Source organism: Flammeovirga sp. SJP92, from assembly GCF_001583495.1.
Classification (GTDB): Bacteria; Bacteroidota; Bacteroidia; order Cytophagales; family Flammeovirgaceae; genus Flammeovirga.
The window spans coordinates 430,759-448,426 of record NZ_LQAQ01000061.1 but is presented as its reverse complement, the minus strand read 5'-3'; the positions used below and the strand labels follow the sequence as shown (position 1 = coordinate 448,426).

General features: G+C 33.5%; 15 protein-coding genes. 9 read left to right on the top strand and 6 right to left on the bottom strand.

The features are described from left to right. The first annotated feature begins 210 nt into the window (after window positions 1–210). Together AVL50_RS14545 and AVL50_RS14540 are read left to right on the top strand one after the other, a co-directional pair. Window positions 211–456, top strand: coding sequence for a hypothetical protein (locus tag AVL50_RS14545; protein WP_062617212.1), 246 nt, complete (start codon window positions 211–213; stop codon window positions 454–456). 252 nt (window positions 457–708) lie between these two features. After that, entirely contained in the window at window positions 709–954 is a 246-nt protein-coding gene (locus AVL50_RS14540) for a hypothetical protein (RefSeq protein ID WP_062617211.1), read from the top strand. Between the two features lie 93 nt (window positions 955–1,047). On the opposite strand, the gene AVL50_RS14535 is transcribed toward AVL50_RS14540, so the two are convergent. From AVL50_RS14535 to purD, 3 genes are all read right to left on the bottom strand, one after another. Further along, window positions 1,048–4,278 carry a WG repeat-containing protein gene (locus AVL50_RS14535; protein WP_082795826.1) on the bottom strand — a complete coding sequence of 1,077 codons (3,231 nt, stop codon included), beginning with the start codon at window positions 4,276–4,278 and terminating at the stop codon, window positions 1,048–1,050. Between the two features lie 148 nt (window positions 4,279–4,426). Then, window positions 4,427–5,545 carry a 5-(carboxyamino)imidazole ribonucleotide synthase gene (locus AVL50_RS14530; protein WP_062617209.1) on the bottom strand — a complete coding sequence of 373 codons (1,119 nt, stop codon included), beginning with the start codon at window positions 5,543–5,545 and terminating at the stop codon, window positions 4,427–4,429. Between the two features lie 130 nt (window positions 5,546–5,675). Then, complete coding sequence (gene purD, locus AVL50_RS14525; RefSeq protein ID WP_062617208.1) at window positions 5,676–6,947, bottom strand: phosphoribosylamine--glycine ligase; 1,272 nt, start codon at window positions 6,945–6,947, stop codon at window positions 5,676–5,678. A 223-nt stretch (window positions 6,948–7,170) separates the two neighbouring features. Here purD and AVL50_RS14520 point away from each other — a divergent pair, with 223 nt between their 5' ends. From AVL50_RS14520 to AVL50_RS14500, 5 genes are all read left to right on the top strand, one after another. After that, window positions 7,171–8,088, top strand: coding sequence for a DUF5675 family protein (locus AVL50_RS14520; RefSeq protein WP_062617207.1), 918 nt, complete (start codon window positions 7,171–7,173; stop codon window positions 8,086–8,088). 900 nt (window positions 8,089–8,988) lie between these two features. Beyond that, on the top strand, window positions 8,989–9,342 hold the full coding sequence (locus AVL50_RS14515) for a hypothetical protein (protein ID WP_062617206.1): 354 nt from the start codon (window positions 8,989–8,991) through the stop codon (window positions 9,340–9,342). A 407-nt stretch (window positions 9,343–9,749) separates the two neighbouring features. After that, a complete protein-coding gene (locus AVL50_RS14510) occupies window positions 9,750–10,100 on the top strand; it encodes a hypothetical protein (protein ID WP_062617205.1) in 351 nt (116 codons plus the stop codon). Window positions 10,101–10,302: 202 nt separating this feature from the next. After that, the gene (locus tag AVL50_RS14505; protein ID WP_062617204.1) at window positions 10,303–11,274 is read left to right on the top strand and encodes a hypothetical protein; all 972 of its coding nucleotides are present in this window, start codon (window positions 10,303–10,305) and stop codon (window positions 11,272–11,274) included. Between the two features lie 136 nt (window positions 11,275–11,410). Beyond that, complete coding sequence (locus AVL50_RS14500) at window positions 11,411–12,076, top strand: phosphatidylserine decarboxylase family protein (protein ID WP_062617203.1); 666 nt, start codon at window positions 11,411–11,413, stop codon at window positions 12,074–12,076. A gap of 62 nt (window positions 12,077–12,138) precedes the next feature. Here the strand turns inward: AVL50_RS14500 and AVL50_RS14495 are convergent, their stop codons facing one another. The 3 genes from AVL50_RS14495 to AVL50_RS14485 form a co-directional block, all read right to left on the bottom strand. Further along, a complete protein-coding gene (locus AVL50_RS14495; protein ID WP_371259036.1) occupies window positions 12,139–12,912 on the bottom strand; it encodes an MBL fold metallo-hydrolase in 774 nt (257 codons plus the stop codon). Window positions 12,913–12,934: 22 nt separating this feature from the next. Next, window positions 12,935–13,228 (bottom strand): hypothetical protein, encoded by a 294-nt coding sequence (locus tag AVL50_RS14490; RefSeq protein WP_062617201.1) that lies wholly within the window; start codon window positions 13,226–13,228, stop codon window positions 12,935–12,937. Between the two features lie 72 nt (window positions 13,229–13,300). Continuing rightward, on the bottom strand, window positions 13,301–13,675 hold the full coding sequence (locus AVL50_RS14485; protein WP_062617200.1) for a response regulator: 375 nt from the start codon (window positions 13,673–13,675) through the stop codon (window positions 13,301–13,303). 234 nt (window positions 13,676–13,909) lie between these two features. Here AVL50_RS14485 and AVL50_RS14480 point away from each other — a divergent pair, with 234 nt between their 5' ends. After that, window positions 13,910–14,428: a DUF6702 family protein gene (locus AVL50_RS14480; RefSeq protein ID WP_371259035.1), complete on the top strand. Its 519-nt coding sequence runs from the start codon at window positions 13,910–13,912 to the stop codon at window positions 14,426–14,428. 91 nt (window positions 14,429–14,519) lie between these two features. Next, a complete protein-coding gene (locus AVL50_RS14475) occupies window positions 14,520–17,441 on the top strand; it encodes a gliding motility-associated C-terminal domain-containing protein (protein WP_082795825.1) in 2,922 nt (973 codons plus the stop codon). The last annotated feature ends 227 nt before the right edge of the window (window positions 17,442–17,668 follow it).

Here is a 17,668-nt window from a genome sequence, read left to right as displayed (position 1 = left end):
TTTTGATCTATTTAGAATCAATTCATATTTATTTCTAATGAATTGTATTTCATGCCATTATATGTTTACAGAGAATTAACAATAAAAGTTTGCGAAATCGGTTGCGGAAGTAGACCTTTGTATTAATAGTTGAAAACGATAACAATTAGAAGTTGTTATGCTGAAATGTTACCCTTTTTTCTTAACTGAGTAAATAACCTAATCATAATTATGTCAACAGAAGTCAAGTATTCAAAGTTCCTAATCGGATTATGCCTTAACAGTGGAGATTCTCTACAATCAATTGCCAGAAATTTTGGAATTCATGCGAATAGAGATGAGATTAATAATTTTGTATCTATGTTAGAAATGGATGGATTTGTTTCTAAAATAGAAAGATCTACCAAAGAAACTTTTGCCTACCTTTCTCAAAAAGGAAATGATAGAGCAATGAGTTTAATTAACGGTGATGCTTAGATAAGCATTCAATTTATAAGGAAGTAAGCTGTGGTCTTTTCGGAGGTCACAGCTTTTTTTACGGTTTTTCGGTATATATAACTTTTAATGAATTGATAAAGAGTGTTTTTAGTTAACGATTATTTAAAGCATCTTAAAAGAGAATTGTTTAAGATTAAATATCGTTAAACAATGTATCTTAATATTATTATGCACGTATAAATCGATTGTAACCAATAATCAACAACTGTTAAACCTTAACCTAAATATGTTATGTCAAGTGAAATCAAATTCTCAAAACTATTAGTAGGAATATGTCTTAATAGCGGTAATTCTTTAGGTGATGTCGCACGAAACCTAGGAATTTCAATGACTAATGCAGAGTCGGAAGCATTACTCAATATGATGGAAAATAAGGGGTTTATTGACCATCCTGATATTTCAAATAAAAAAGCATGTCCCCATCTAACATTGAAGGGAATTGAACAAGCTAAATCCTTAATGGATGCTAGTATTTGAATTGACAATAAGAAATAGATAAACGACATATAAAAAATGGGCAGGATAATTTAAAAGATTATGCTGCCCATTTTATATGTAAAAAGGGGATGTTTATGGAATAAACTTGGTATTGCCTTCATTATAAATCAAAACACCGTCTCCGAAAAGTTCTGTAGATTGAATGAAGTCATCAGTAATGATTTCTCCTTTCGCATTGGTTACTTTCCCCACATTCTTGATCTCAAATGTAAAAGTGCCGTTTTGATGTTCTTTTACTTTATAAAATAAAATATTATTAAGAGGTTGTCCATCCAACCCAATCATTCTCCAAAGTCCATCTTTCACTTTCTCAAAACCTTGATCCTGTGTTACATCACCAGTAAGAGATACTACTTTTCTATGCCTCCCATATTTATTTTCATAAATCTCTTTTTCAGTTTTAGTGAACACTTTTGTGATTTTGTTTTCGTTGATTGTTCTATTTAAAAGCCATTTCTCACCTGTTTTTACAAAAGCAATTCCTGCTGTATTAAATGCCGTGACTTCATCAAAATCAACATCATAAAGTTCGATTCCATTCATAGAAAGGTGTTTTTCATAGCCAATGCCTTTTGCAATAATATGGTTTGAATTTACAGCTTTAATACTTTCAGAACTTAAAATACTACCTAATACTTTTCCTTGCTGATTAATAATAGAAGTCTGGTTTACAACTGCTATTTGATCATAAAAATCAGAAGCTTTACTGTATTGAATAGGAATGATTAACTTGTTAGTTTTATCAACATATCCCCACTTACTTTTCTGGCAAACGGCGGCTAAGCCATTCGAAAAGGATTGAGCATTGTTGTAAGTGGGCTGTATGATCCATTTTCCTTTTTTATCAATAAAGCCATACTTTCTGTCTTTGGCTGATTTACCATCTTTTTGTGCAACTGCCATTCCTTCAGAGAAAGGAAGTATTTTTTTGAAGCTCAATTTAATGATCACCTTTCCATTACTGTCAATAACTCCTTGAAGTTTAGACTTCCCTTTTTTAGAGACAATAGCGTAATCTTCACCAATATGATGATATGAATAATCGTTATTTTTCTCAATAGAAGAAGTAGTCACAGGCTTTGAATGAACTGTTTCTTTGCTCCATTGTCCATCATCAAGCAATGTGTAAACAAGTGATGTATCTTGAATTAATTGTGAATATTTAGAAGATAAAGGAAGTGCTTTTGAATAAATGAAATTTACAGTGGTATCGCCTTCTTGATTGATCATTCCCCATCTTTTGTCAGGTGTTTGACCCACAAACAGACTTTGATTCACCTGAAATAGTTTAGGGTAAACAAAAGGAGAGACTTTATTGCCTTCTAAGTCAATTAAACCATTTTTTCCATTCAATTGAGCGATGGCTACTCCGTTGCTGTCTGTCCAAACTTTTTCATAACTGTCACTCACAGTTGTGTACTCAAAAGGTAGAACTTCTTTACCGTTGGAATCGACAAAGGAAGTTTTCCTTTCTTTATTCATTACTTTGGCAATGCCTTTATGAATTGTCCATACTTCTGTAAAGTTGCCAGTGGATAAATATTCTGCTTCCAAAACTACTTCCCCTAAGTAATTGACAAAACCATGGAGGTTGTTTTTATTAATGATTGCCAATCCTTCTTGTTTATCCCAAGCTCTCTGAAAACCAATAACTGAGGTATATATAGGAGGAATAATAACAGTACCATCTTCTTTTATAAATCCTTGATATTTATAAGCCGTGATTGTTTTTCGGTCTACAGGATCATAAATTGGCTTTCTTTCCATCTTGGCAATTCCATTGATGAAAGGATGTATTTTGGAGACTTTAATTTTTGGTGTAAATGCCCATTTGTAGGCTCTTAAGTATCTTCCCCAAGCACCATTTAATTTTACATTTGCTCCTTTTTTATCTAGTTGGATTTCCTGATATTTGCACTCTAATACTGTTTTCCCAGAGGTGTTCACTACACCCCATTTACCAGAAATACCAGACCCTTTTTTGACTTTAAACCATCCTTTTTCACAAAGAGAAATTCCATCATAGGTAATTGGGATGACTATTTTTCCCTGTTTGTCAATAGCACCAAAGTAGCCGTTTTTCTTTACAATAGAATAACCTTCTTTAAAATCGGAAGCTAAAGAATACTCGGGATGAATTACATTTTCAGCATTGATATCAATAAATCCATAGCTGTTGTTATTTCTTGCATGGTAGTAAGCAAACCCCTCATAGAAGTTGCCAATGTCAATCATGCTGTAGTTCATACCATCGGCTTGAATAGTTCTTTTGACGTCGCCTTCCTTGTTGATCAAGCAGTCCCAAAGTGTATCAACAGAAATTCTTGCCCAGTTGCTTTCTCCAAAATCTGCGAAAACAATATCTTTAAAAGAATCACTGAATAATATTTCTCCTTTTTGGTGATCAATCAGGTAATACTTTAAAGTGCCGTCTTTTTCTTCTCTACGAGCGATTGAAAGGTTATCCTTGTCTTGTTGAACGTAGAAAAAGGACCTGCCTTCTAATAATTCTTTTCCATTGGGAGCTATCAAATAATAATCTCCCATAATTTCTATCCATTGTGGAGAAGTAGCACCGCTTTTGCTAAACTCTTTTTTTAAACCTGTAAGGTAAAATCTTTTCTGAAAGACTTGAAAGTCTGCTTTTTTATTGAAATCCTTTTTGCTTTTAAGACTGCCATCTTCTTCCACTAAAATAAATGAAACAAGGGGGGTATTGGGATAAGTAGCCAGAAGTTGTTTGTTCGCTACTACTTTGATGTCTTTGAATTCAACAGGCAGAGGTTCTGAACCATTTAAATCAATAAAGCCTTTTTGATCACCATTTTTCACAATAAAAATAGGATTATCCTTTAATAGAGTGATTTCGTCATAAATGGGTTTGCAGATGAGTTCTCCATCTTTTTTAATGATTCCTTCTTTGCCATGAGAAGTTACTTTTAAATACATTCCAAAAGGAGAGATGTGATCATAAAACTCATTACTAAGAGGAGAATTTTGTTTATCTACAATTGTAGCTCCTTTTGCATTCCATACTACATATAATTGGTTATTGACCACTTCAATTCGATCATATTCACAAGGAATTAAAGTTTCACCATTGAGGTCAACGATACCAATTTTGTTGGCTCGGCCCACTTTAAAAACCTCATCTTTTTGAATATATGTGATGAATTGATAGGGGTAAGTGTCATTTGAATTTTGTAGAAATCCCCATTTTCCATTTTTTGAGACAGGTGTTAAAGTCTGTGACAAGCAGAATAGGGGAGATATCAGTAAGAAGATAAAAGTTAAAGTTCTCATCTAGGATTGATAGTAATTGTTTGGATAGGTAAAGTCGAAAGTCATGCCAAATAATGAGCAAATTGTTGGACTGATGAATAATATTCCAACAAAAAAGGAGATGCTATTTGTCATAACATCTCCTCGGTATTTTCAACCAAAGCAATAATTAAGCAATTACTTTGAAATATTTTTTCACCTTATCCACTTTTTCAAGCAATTCATCCTTCTCATCGGCAATAATGGTAATGTGTCCCATTTTACGCTCAGGTTTAGTGAATTTCTTTTCATAAAGATGGACATACACACCAGGAATGGCTAAAATCTCTTCTACACCTTCATATTTAGCTTCACCTGTATAACCTTTTTCTCCTAAAACGTTGACCATAGCAGAAGCACATCTTCTACTTGTGTCACCTAAAGGAAGGTCTAGGATTGCTCTGATATGTTGGTCAAATTGAGAAGTGATGTTGCCTTCAATCGTTTGATGACCACTGTTATGTGTTCTTGGTGCAATTTCGTTTACAATCACATTTCCTTCTTTGTCTACAAAGAATTCAATGGCTAATAAACCTACATAATCTAATTTTTCAAGAAGATCATAAGCAATGATTTTAGCACGTTCTTCCACTTCAGAAGGAATACTGGCAGGAGAAAGTAAGTAGTCTACTAAGTTGCTTTCATGATAAACGATTTCAACAGCAGGGAAAGTTGTGATATCTCCGCTAGGGTTTCTAGCAGCGATGATAGAGATTTCTTTATCAATATCCACCATTTTCTCCAATACTGAAGGAGCGTCAAATCCTTTTTCGAAATCATCTTTAGATTTCATGACTTGTACACCACGTCCATCATAGCCACCCTTGCCTACTTTCATTACAGCAGGAAGGAAATCTTCAAACTCTTCTAATTCGTCTTTGGAGTCAACCAAAACAAATGGAGAAGTTGGAATACCATTATCTAGATAGAATTGTTTTTGTACTCTTTTATCTTGAATCATCTGAATATGATGAGGTTTTGGGTACACAACAATTCCTTGTCTTTCAATATCAATTAATGCTTGGGCGTTTACGTTTTCCATTTCTATGGTTAAAACGTCAACGTCTTTGCCGAATTCTACAACTGTGAAATATTCATTAATTGAGCCTTCAACAAATTGGTGTGCCATTGCCTTACATGGGGCATTGGGATCAGGATCTAAGGTTTTCACTTGAATATTTAAATTCATAGCGGACTGTATCATCATACGGCCTAATTGCCCACCTCCTAAAACACCTATCTTTTTCATGGTATAATTGAAATGATTGGAGCATACTCAATAAAGTATGCAATTGTGATTGAGAAATTTACTTTTTAGAGCAGAATTACTTTTCTAAAAAGAAAAATAATCCTGCTTTATAATTTTAGATCAGACTGTTTTATAAGTCAAATCCAATATCTTTTCTGAAGTACTTTTGATCGAACTGAACCGTTTCTGCTGCGGCGAAAGATTTTTGAAGTGCTTCATTCATATCTTTCCCTTTGGCAGTCAATGCAATCACTCTACCTCCGCTAGTAATTACTTCACCTAATTCGCTGAAAGTAGTTCCTGCATGGAAAGGAATCACATCTTGTACTTGTTCAATTTCTGTGATTTTCTTACCCTTTTGGTAAGCTTCAGGATATCCTCCAGACACCAACATTACTGTTGATGCAAAATCTTCATCAATTTCAATGCTAGCTTCATCAAGTTTTCCTTGTGCTGCTAAATCAAGAATTTCAAGTAAGTCACTTTTCACTCTTGGAATTACTACTTCCGTTTCAGGGTCACCCATTCTTGCATTGTACTCAATAACGTAAGGTTTGCCATCTACTTTGATAAGTCCGAAGAAGATAAAGCCAACGTAGTCAATACCGTCTTCCTTTAAACCATCAATTGTTGGTTTAACGATAGTCTTGTCAATTTCTTCCATAAAAGCTTTATCCGCAAAAGGAACAGGAGAAACAGCACCCATACCACCAGTATTTAAGCCAGTGTCGCCTTCGCCAATTCTTTTGTAATCTTTTGCTTCAGGAAGAGTTACGTAGTTTTTACCATCTGTAATCACAAAAACAGAAAGTTCAATACCGTCAAGGAATTGCTCTACAAGTACTGATTTACTTGCTTCGCCAAATTGACCGCTCAACATTTCTTTCAATGAAGCTTTTGCTTCTTCCAAAGAGTTGATGATCAATACGCCTTTACCTGCTGCAAGACCATCTGCTTTAAGAACGTATGGAGGCTTTTGCATTTCTAAAAATGCATAACCGCTGTCAAGAGTTTCTAAAGTGAATGTTTTTGATGCTCCAGCTGGAATATTATGACGCATCATGAACTTTTTAGAGTAGTCTTTACTACCTTCTAAAAGAGCCCCTGCTTTCTTAGGACCAATTACCTTAACATGAGAAAGGCTTTCATTCTCTGCAAAATAATCAGCTACACCTTCTACAAGTGGTGCCTCAGGACCAACAATCAACATGTCGATGCCTTCTTCTTGAACGAATTGTCCAAGTTTTTTAAAATCAGTAGCCGAAATACTGATATTTTGTGCAACTTCTGCAGTTCCAGCATTACCTGGAGCGGCATATAGCTTTGTTAGCTTGTCGCTTTGGGAGATTTTCCACGCTAATGTGTGTTCTCTACCCCCAGAGCCAAGAATGAGTACTTTCATTTCCCTAATTCTTGAAGTTTTAGTATACTGTATAATTGGTAAACAGATATAATTATCAGAAACTAATTATGTCTGTATACAATGACGAAAAAAAATATAACGCGAATATGCTAAAAAAATACCCTATACCATACTATTTGACTTGTTTTTCAGTGCCCTAGTGCTATGAAACTCATAATTTATTGTTGAAATTCGAAATGAATGCTCACTAAACCCTAAAAATATGAAGGCAACATTGATTAGAGAAACGTACTCTAAATTTCAGACGAGAGGCAAATTGACTATTGTAAACGATGATGGTAAAACGATTTTTGAGTGTGACACTCTTGAATTGCCATGGAAAGAAAATAGAAACCGAATTTCTTGTATTCCAGAAGGAGAGTACAAGGCAGTGTTCAGAAACTTTGGTAATTACGCCAACAGATCTTTCCATATTCAGACAAAAGATGGAAAAGAAGTACCCGGAAGATCCAGTATTTTGATTCACTCTGGAAATTTTTTCACAGATACAAGAGGCTGTATTCTAGTGGGTAAAAGTTTTGCTGATATTGCTTTAAAAACAAAAAAGAGAATCATCGAAAAAGATGGGATACTTGATATTCTGAATTCAAGAAAGACAGTAGATGAACTTCTTAAGATAGGAGATTCCTTCTTTATTGATGTAAAGTCAGCAAACACAAAAGAACCAGTCCCAATAATTGAGGAAGAGGATTTTGAAGAAATCATCAAAGAAATAGGACCGCTAAAAGTGGGAGATACTGCAACGGTTAATGTAAAGTCAAGTTTAAACCTTAGAGATAAGCCGGCAAAAGAAGGTAATGTGATTGATCAATTATTGAATAACCAAAAGGTGAAAATACTGGAGGATCACGATGAATGGTTGAAAATCATAGTAGAAATTGATATTGAAGGGTGGGTGTCTTCTGATTATGTTCATGAACAAGACGGGAAGTTTTTTGTGAAAACTAAAGGGAGTAATCTAAATATTAGAAAGGAGCCTAAAGTAGGAGATAATAAAGTTGTACCGAATGGAGTGCCGAATGGAACAGAACTTTTGATCAAAGAGCAGTCGGAGAAATGGATGAAAGTAAGTGTGGTAGGCAAAGAAGGGTTTGTGTACCAAGACTATTTGAAAAAGTAGTATTGAAAAGGTTAGAAATAGTATTTTTCGCAGAAATGTAAATAAGTTTAAATGAATATTTGTATAAGTGTAAAAAATAAACTTATTTAGTACTGTCATTAAAGACAACAAAGTATAGAACATAATAAAGCGTAAGCTTTTATAAAATATTCGATTAGTTGGAAGTTTGTTTGTTAGTTTAGTTTTAGTGAAAAAGAATCTATAATTTTTATAGATTCTTTTTTTATTCTAAAGTGTTAAAATTACGTTTTTATTTTGATGATAAATATTAATTGTTGAAATTAAGACTCATTAACACACTTCTTTTAACATTACCTGTTTATATGACCGTACACTCTACTAAATCTTATTACCAGAATTCTTTCATAACTAAGTCTACAATTACCTTAAATTATTCTTTGTCAACTGTTAATCATCAAATTACAAACGAAAAAATAACACTAAACGAATGCAAATCATTGCTTTATGAACGTTTTCTCTCATTGAGAAAAACAAAGAAACATGTGTCATTACAAGATTGTATTGATGGATTATCTAAGGAAATACCTTTGGAAATTCTAGAAAAAGTTGATCTCCTATAATTAAGAAAGAATTTAAAGTACCAATGTTAAATTGGTACTTTTTTTTGTTTTTATAAGGATTGTAGCTTTTTATTCCGTTTCAAATTTCGATAATAATGTGTGATTTATTTCCTCTCCAAAAAGTTCCCTCAGCTTAGAAAAAAAACATTTTAAAATATAAGAATATAAAGTAATTCATATCATTTTTCTAATAAATTGTATATCATACAGTTAATTATATTGTACAATTGAAATATTTACAATTATTTAGAGTTATTAAACAAAGTCGCTCGGCCTTGAATAATATAAATATTTCTTTCCTATATAAATCGCTAGTCCCATGAACATATACCATAAAATCACATTAGAAGGAGAATTGAAGTATTCTGATATCAACTTTTCGGTGTATTTAAAAATTACATCAAAGCACAACTTGCTTAGATACGATATAGAGACAAATGGAGAGCGATTGACAGAAATAGAAAGGTTGAAATTACTGAAGATGGGAATCAATCAATTTGCTGAAACAAGAGTCTATGAAACTTTTCTTGAGTTTAGAGAACAATGCATAGAAGCTACATTGGATGATTATTACACAGTACTTTCAAAAGAATTATCTTTTGACTTGATCAAGGATAAACTAATGGAATTTGACATATTAAATACAGAAGTAGAATTGAGAAATGCTTCTTAAAGTAGATATTAAAATATTACAACCCATAAAATAGCTTATTGCTTTAAAAATTAGTTGGAAGTTTGTTTGTTAGTTGAGAAAGAACCTGTAAGATTTATAGGTTCTTTTTTTGCTTTATACCTTTTTGATTTTTCATTATACAAAGAAATTAATATTTGGGTAAAATTATATTTTGGGAAATAACAACGTGAACTAATATTCATTTATTAAATTTCATTTACTAAAAATATTCTATAATGCGGGTTTAAATGAGTTTAAAGTAAGAAAACGTTGTACTATTCCTTTATTAGTGTGAGTTTTACTATTATTTTTTTGTGGACTTACTTGAAATTTACTTGTTTGCAAACGTGGATTTAACAAAGATCTGCTAGAACATTTATCGCTGACAATTTAAAATAGTAACCTAGATGATTATCAAATTTAACTTCGTGTATTCAGACCAATCTTCAAATGAAACAATTTACGGAACACTTAAAATAACACAATTAGAGGGGGTGATGACTCCTATCTATGATGTGATTATTAATAGTGAAAATGATGAAGTTGATACTTTTGCATTATTCAATATTGCATTACAACAATATGTAGAATCACGAGTTTATGAATTGTTCAGCCAATCAAGAAATTTAAATCTTTTTTATACTAAAGAAGATTACAAAGATATAATAGGACGAGAAGTTCCATCTTTTGTAGTTGACCGTGTTTTAGATAACATGACCAACTTGATTGAAGATGTTGAGGTGCGTCAGGCATCTTAGTTGAATTCAACTCAAATCCTAAAAGATTTTATTAGTTGAAAGTTTGTTTGTTAGTTTAGTTTAAGAGGAAAGAGTTTTCGAGTTTCGGGAACTCTTTTTTTAATTATACCTCAAAAATAAAATTTATTTAGGGGATAAAAACCAAACTTGCATAGTAGTTGCATAGGAGTTTTATATCTTATCAAAACAGAAATCTAGATTAATGCCTCGTAATTTTTTTTATAAACTAATATTAGTTGCTTTTTTGTTGTGCTTTTCCAAGGAAGGTAAAGCACAATATGCTGTTTGGAAGGCAGGTATTGGATTTCAATCTGAGAATATTTTTTCAAGTAAATGGAAGGAAAGCATTACTTCCATGAATACAGCTACAGGAGTTAGTGCACCGAAGCTGAACTGGGGGTGGGGATGGAACCTCTCTTCTGATTACCTAGTGAAGGATGGACTGGCGGTTGGTTTTCGTTATGCCAATACTTACTATTCTAATTCTACTAATTCAACGTTTGAGACCGCTTCTTCTGAAGCTAAGTTTGTAGATTTTACGATCTATGGAGACTTTTATATTTTAAAGTATTTTCAAAATTCCTTTTTACCCTATTTTCAAGAAAGCTTTTTTGTAAGAGTAGCACCTTCTTATCACTCAAGTAAGATTACCACTTCAAGTGAATTTATTTCTGAAACAGATACTGTAGGATCATCAGGTTCCAATGGTACATCAGGAATTGGCCTCGGATTGGGTATGGGGTATACTAAGTATGTTACTGATAGAATTAGTATTACAGGTATGCTGAATACTAATTTTTATTATGCTAAATCAGCCTCTCAGCTTCCTAATAATGGAATGTTGGATTATAATGGAAGTACTAATTCTTCTTTCTTCCTTACTAGGATGTCGGCAGAAGTGAAAGTAGCTTATACCATAAAACAAAGAAAGCCACTTTGCCCAATAAAGACATGTGGAGTGCAACAAGAACATTCGCATGCAGTTTTAGGAGGTGCTGTGGTGAGAGGTAATATATATAAGTATAGACAAAATCAGAAGTATGGAGATGTTCATAGAGGGCAAGTTGAACGCTCAAAACGTAAGAAAACAAAATCTGAAAAACAGCAGCAAAAACTACAAAAGAAAGAGAAAAGGAACAGAAAGAGGTTGAAAATTATTGGTGCTGGCCATTAGTTTTATTCATATTAAGATAATAATTTCAGAAGAAATACTACATTTGTATGTTTTATCAGTAGCCGGTCATTATTTCGAGTTCGAGAATATTATAAATATAACCGGTGATAATAAATAGTTTATTTTAAACACATTCATGACAATACACAGGGAAGGACATTCATTACTTATATCGTTGTTGATTTTACTAACTGTCCTAAATGCGCCACTTTATTATTACATGCCTGAAGCTAAAACAGTGCATGCAATAAGTTTAACCGTAAGTGTTATATTCTTTTTATTAATTCTTCAGTTCTTCAGAAATCCACGAAGAACCATCCCTCAAGGAGAAAATCTTGTGATTGCACCTGCCGATGGCAAGGTGGTAGTAATTGAGGAAACAAATGAAGAGGAATACTTCAATGAGAAGAGAATTCAAATTTCAATTTTCATGTCTCCATTGAATGTTCATTTAAGTAAAAACCCTATCTCTGGAGTAATCAAATTCTTTAAATACCACCCTGGTAAGTTTTTGGTAGCTTGGCATCCAAAATCAAGTACAGATAATGAAAGAACCACTTTTGTGACAGAAAATGGAAATGGTATTCAAGTACTTTATCGTCAGATTGCTGGAGCTTTGGCAAGAAGAATCAGATGGTATGTAAAAGAAGGAGATGAAGTGAAACAAGGAGAAGAGTTTGGCTTTATCAAATTTGGCTCTAGAATCGATGTTTTCTTACCTTTAGATGCAAAGATTAATGTCAATTTAGAACAAAAAACAAGAGGTGGAGAGACGATTATCGCAGAGTTGCCTTCCGCTTAGTTTAAAAAGATATTTAAAAAGCTCATTAGACAATTAAAGTTGTTTAATGAGCTTTTTTGTTTCTACAGTGTAATACTGAGACCGTCATATGCGAGTGATACATTTTCAGGTAGACTTTTTTCTACTTCAGAATGTAATCCAAGTCTATGGCTTATATGTGTTAAGTAAGCTTTTTTAGGCTTTAATATTTTAATTACATCAAGTGCTTCCGCAAGGGTAAAATGTGATTGATGAGGTTTGTGTTGCAGTGCATTCAATACTAATACATCAAGATTTTGTAGTTTTTGCATCTGATCTTCTTCAATTTTATTGGCATCTGTGATATAAGCAAAGTTATTAATTCTGTAGCCCATAACGGCTAGTTTTCTATGCCAAACTTCTACGGGTGAGAGGGTCGTATCGCCTATGGTAAACGTTTCATTTTTTCTTACTTCATGAAGTTCTACAGAAGGTACACCCGGATATTTGTCTTCTACAAACATATAACTGAACTCTTGTTTCAGTTGATTAAAAACTCCTTCAGTGCCATATAGATTGATAGGTTTCATATCATTAAGGAAATAAAAACCGCGTATATCATCCATGCCTGCCGTATGATCTTTATGTTGATGTGTGAAAATCAACCCGTCTAGCTTTGTAATTCTTTCCCTAAGAACTTGCTGACGGAAGTCAGGTCCAGAGTCAATAATCAGACTTTTTTGGTCGTTGGTTTCAATATGTATAGAGGAACGCAGTCTTTTATCTCTGAAATCAATGGATCTACAGACTTCACATTCACATCCAATAATAGGAACACCTTGTGAAGTACCTGTACCTAAAAATGTAATTTTCATCATTACTGAAAAAATGAAGTTGTCATTATAAACTGAAATCTTCTTGTGTTACAGTTGCATATAGTTCTTGATTCTTTTCACTAAGCAGAGCACTGTCAATAGTGATTTCATTAAGAATGTCAATCATGGATTGAATCTTCCCTTCTTGGCTGTAATATTTATTAATAATGGCCACTTTTGCATTTTTGATTAAACAATAACCTGACTTGAAACTTCCTTTTTCATAACGCAAGTTATAATCTGTTTCTGCAAATAAATCTTCAAGTTTAGTTTGTAAACCTTTAGTGGGCTTAAGAATAACCTTTTTTGTATTAGACATAAAAAAACTGAATAAATTACATCTCGCAATGTAGCTCATTCAGTTGATATCTTTGCAGATAAGTAAGGATTTTTAATTATTTGTGACTTTGTTTACCACATTGACTAAGTTATCAAAGTTCAATGGTTTTGGTAAATACTCGTTGATACCCACTGCTTTAAAATCGTCCATGCTGTAGTTTTTAGCATTACCAGTGATAGCTACAATAGGAACATTATTTTTTGAGTCATCATCTAAAGCTCTAATTTTCTGAGCACACTCCATGCCGTCCATTACAGGCATATTAATGTCTAAAAGTATAGCATCATAATGGTCTTTGTTTAGTTTATCTAATACTTGCTGACCATTTTTAACTGAGATGATTTCGTAATTTTGGAATTGTAAAACTTTTCGAGTGATATTTTGTATTACTGAACTGTCTTCAGCTACTAGTATTTTTTTTCCCATTTGTAAATTATAGTTTCAGATTGATTACAGAAATTTAGACTTTTATGAGTTAGAGTAAATTAGAATTTCTGCTTTATTTGATATTACTAACTTACTGATAAAAATATAAAAAATATTTAATGAAATTATCAATTGACATTAATAGTCTTAAATAAAATAGAGAAATTCTAAGATTATATTTGTAGAATTATAAACTTTCCTTGATTTTAAACATACTCAATTCAGATTTTACATATGAACTTTATAATGATAAAACCTTTTATTATCCTATTTAATATTCTTTTGTCAATAGGCATCAGTTTTCACCCTATTCATTTGAGTGTTTGTGAGATGAATTACAATCAAGAAACCAAAGGAATGGAGATTGCAGTGAAGGTGTTTTTTGATGATTTGGAAGATGCAATTGTTTTAAGTGGAGGTCCAGAACTACATCTTTTTACAGAAAAAGAACATTCTCAAAGCGATCAATTAATTTTGGAATACCTTCAAAAGAACCTGCAATTGACGATCAATAAGAAAGCAGTGAAGTTGAATTGGGTAGGGAAAGAAACAGATGAAAGGCGAGATATTCAATCGCTTTGGGTGTACTTAGAGGTACAGGACGTTAGAAAAGTAAAGGACCTTCAAGTGAAAAATACAATTCTTTATGACGTGCATCAAGACCAAAGAAATATGTTGCACTTAAAGTGTAATGGGAAAAAAGTGAGTTGGTTGTTTGATATTGAAAAAATATCTGAAACAATTCACTGGTAATCGTTGACAAATCGCCCAATAGATTTGTATATTAAACTAATGAATCAATCATTCAGGCTAAACCGATAGATGTTACGCATAGCATTACAATATGAAATTACAAACATATAAGCAGGTCAGTTTTATACTGATACTATTGTCAATCAGTTTCCTATTTCAAACTCAAGCGCTAGCAACTCACATTAGAGCAGGTGACCTTACGATGAGAAGAACTAATGATGCTTCTCTGACTTATGAAGTGACCGTAATTTTGTACAGAGATGTTACCGGGGTACAAGCAGGGGAAGGTACGATCTCTTTTGGGGATGGTACTGATAATGCTATTGTATCTCCAGAGGAATTAGGATTTACACAAGATGGAGAAACTCAGATTATTCGATACAGAGTAAGTCACACTTTCCCTTCGGTGGGAAATTACAAAGTGAGTTACTTTGAAAGAAACCGTAACCCAGGTGTGAGAAATATGGAAATTTCATCAGAGACACCTTTCTATATTCAATCGGAATTTATGATCAACCCAGTATTGGGTTTGAATAGTTCTCCCTTCTTACTTATTCCGCCAGTTATTAAAGGTGCCGTAGGACAGAAGTTCGTTCATAATGCAGGTGCTTTTGATGTGGATGGTGATAGTTTATCTTATCGTCTGACGGTTTGTTTGCAAGGTGAGGATACTCCTGTGCAAAACTATCGTTTTCCAGATGATCCAAATGAAGACTGGTCAAGAGAAACAGAAAATTGTGAAGTACCTCCTGTGTTTTATATTGATGAAATAACAGGTGATCTGGTATGGGATGCTCCTTTTGTTTTTGGTGAATATAATATTGCATTTTTAGTAGAAGAGTGGAGAGACGGGATTCGTATTGGAGCGGTGAACAGAGATATGCAGGTGATCATCACAGACCCTCTTAATTTAAGACCTATTATCGAGACACCTCCAGATACTTGTGTGATTGCAGGTACTGAGCTGTTCAAAAATATTTTCGCGAAAGATCAGGATATGCCACCATGTTATAATCCAGATTCAACAATAGATTGGGGGCCTCATCCACTCGAATTAAAAATTGCTCAGAAAGATGTGAACATCAGCCCTTATGTTGATATGGGTTTTGATGTAACTTATTCAGGTATTAATGATAGTGAAGCAGATGGCGCTTTCAGATGGACGCCAAAGTGTGAAGATATCCGATCTGCACCTTATCAAATTACCTTTGAGGCGATTGACCAAACTCAGCCAGGAAATACCGATTTAGGTACTTTGGAAAATTGGAATGTACATGTGTTAGGGCCACCTCCTGTAGGTTTAGCGGCTAACCCACCCACAGCTGATGAGCTTGAGAGGTACGACAATAAGGTTACATTGACATGGGATCAGTACGAATGTTCTAATGCCAAGGAAATATATATTTATAAAAAAGTAGGTTCCTTGGATTTTGAACCTTCATGTGAGACAGGGTTGCCTAGTTGGACAGGCTATGAATATGTTTCTCAAGTTGACGCCACAGAAACCACTTTTATTGATAGAGATGTAGAGCAAGGCGTAACGTATTGTTACAGAATATATGCTGTTTTCCAGTCGCCTCAAGGAGGAGAAAGTGTAGCTTCACAAGAGGCTTGTGCTTTTATTCCTGACTCACAATACATTGTGAATACAGATGTGAATGAAACAGGTTCTGATGATGGGGAAATTTTGGTAAGATGGACTAAGCCTTTAGATGTAGCGGATTTTTCAGGAGTTCAATACAACATTTATAGAGGTGAGGGGGTAGAAAAAAATGAGGATAGTGATTATGTAAAGTTGAATAGCAGTCCTCTTGGGGTAGAAGATACGACTTTCACTGATCGTTTATTGAATAATGTAAATCTCCATTATCATTACAGAATTGAGCTATTGGAAAACGGGTCTCCGTCAGATACTACATACATTGCTAATTTTATTAAACTTAGAGCTTCGTCAGGGATAGACTTTGTGGATTTATCATGGGGTGGTACTGTTCCTTGGAATTTGACACCTGATTCAGTAGTTCTGGCTAATGGTTTAACTGTTGGTGTTTATCATTATATATATAGGAAAATTGAAGGTGATGAACCTGATTATTCTTTATATGATAGTGTTTATGTAAACCGACAGGGACTGAGATATACGGATAATGGTACAAACTTAGATCCTCTTGATGATCGTAAATTGTATTCATATTATGTATCTACAGTGGGATCTTATGAGCAGTCCATTATTGCAGAGCCGTTGATCAATAAGACGCAGGAAATCACAGTAGAATTATTGGATACGATCCCGCCGTGTCCTCCAATTTTGACCTTAAGAAACCTTGAAGAGGGATTTTTGATGGACAGTTGCGTAGCTGGGCCAGATACTGATGGTGAACGAGCCTGTGCAAAAGACAGATTCTCAGTTGAGCTTACCTGGAATAATCAACTCGGAAATGGTTGTGATGAAGATATTGTGAAATACAATGTTTACTTCTCCCCGAGAGAAGCATTTACAAAGTCTGATTTTGGATTGCCTTTAGTTACAATTGATCATCCAGATGGTCAGCCATTGACACAGAGTATGTTGTATGAAATAATAGACAAGGAATATGTGGCAGGTTCTTATGCTGTAACAGCTTTGGATAACTCCGGAAATGAAAGTGCTTTGAGTAATATTATTGTACAGGATAACTGCTATTATTATGAACTGCCAAATGCATTTAGTCCTAATGGTGACGGTATAAATGATACTTTCATTCCAATGCGATGTCCTCGATTTGTGAAATCTGTAAAGTTCAAAGTGATCAACAGATGGGGGACTGTAATTTATGAGTATGACAGTGATGATAATAATGGTAATGTTGAAATCAATTGGGATGGAAAAACAAAAGGAGGGAATACCTTCGAACCAGGAAATTATTATTATGAAGCAGAACTTGTCAATTATAGACTTCATGCTGATGACGAGGAAGTCAAAATTAAAGGAGCTTTTGTAATTTTAACGGGTAAAGACCAAACTGGAAAATAATGATTTTCAACTCTGAAGTTTTGTGGAAATATCAGTTTTTGAATCAATAGAAGTTCTTTATATGATAAAATTTACAAACTCATGTTCAGATTGGGGAGATTTTCATTAAAAGAGAGGTTTTAAACATACCCTTAATCATAAAATAATTCTATTTTTGTAAAAGTATTCTAGTAATAGAATACTTTTACTTTTTTATAGGGGCTTATTTTAATAGATATTCCAACGCA

Excerpts from the sequence above, each read along its gene's own strand:
- AVL50_RS14545 (WP_062617212.1), top strand. The coding sequence starts at position 211 with ATGTCAACAGAAGTCAAGTATTCAAAGTTCCTAATCGGATTATGCCTT.
- AVL50_RS14540 (WP_062617211.1), top strand. The coding sequence starts at position 709 with ATGTCAAGTGAAATCAAATTCTCAAAACTATTAGTAGGAATATGTCTT.
- AVL50_RS14535 (WP_082795826.1), bottom strand. The coding sequence starts at position 4,278 with ATGAGAACTTTAACTTTTATCTTCTTACTGATATCTCCCCTATTCTGC.
- AVL50_RS14530 (WP_062617209.1), bottom strand. The coding sequence starts at position 5,545 with ATGAAAAAGATAGGTGTTTTAGGAGGTGGGCAATTAGGCCGTATGATG.
- purD (WP_062617208.1), bottom strand. The coding sequence starts at position 6,947 with ATGAAAGTACTCATTCTTGGCTCTGGGGGTAGAGAACACACATTAGCG.
- AVL50_RS14520 (WP_062617207.1), top strand. The coding sequence starts at position 7,171 with ATGAAGGCAACATTGATTAGAGAAACGTACTCTAAATTTCAGACGAGA.
- AVL50_RS14515 (WP_062617206.1), top strand. The coding sequence starts at position 8,989 with ATGAACATATACCATAAAATCACATTAGAAGGAGAATTGAAGTATTCT.
- AVL50_RS14510 (WP_062617205.1), top strand. The coding sequence starts at position 9,750 with ATGATTATCAAATTTAACTTCGTGTATTCAGACCAATCTTCAAATGAA.
- AVL50_RS14505 (WP_062617204.1), top strand. The coding sequence starts at position 10,303 with ATGCCTCGTAATTTTTTTTATAAACTAATATTAGTTGCTTTTTTGTTG.
- AVL50_RS14500 (WP_062617203.1), top strand. The coding sequence starts at position 11,411 with ATGACAATACACAGGGAAGGACATTCATTACTTATATCGTTGTTGATT.
- AVL50_RS14495 (WP_371259036.1), bottom strand. The coding sequence starts at position 12,912 with ATGATGAAAATTACATTTTTAGGTACAGGTACTTCACAAGGTGTTCCT.
- AVL50_RS14490 (WP_062617201.1), bottom strand. The coding sequence starts at position 13,228 with ATGTCTAATACAAAAAAGGTTATTCTTAAGCCCACTAAAGGTTTACAA.
- AVL50_RS14485 (WP_062617200.1), bottom strand. The coding sequence starts at position 13,675 with ATGGGAAAAAAAATACTAGTAGCTGAAGACAGTTCAGTAATACAAAAT.
- AVL50_RS14480 (WP_371259035.1), top strand. The coding sequence starts at position 13,910 with ATGAACTTTATAATGATAAAACCTTTTATTATCCTATTTAATATTCTT.
- AVL50_RS14475 (WP_082795825.1), top strand. The coding sequence starts at position 14,520 with ATGAAATTACAAACATATAAGCAGGTCAGTTTTATACTGATACTATTG.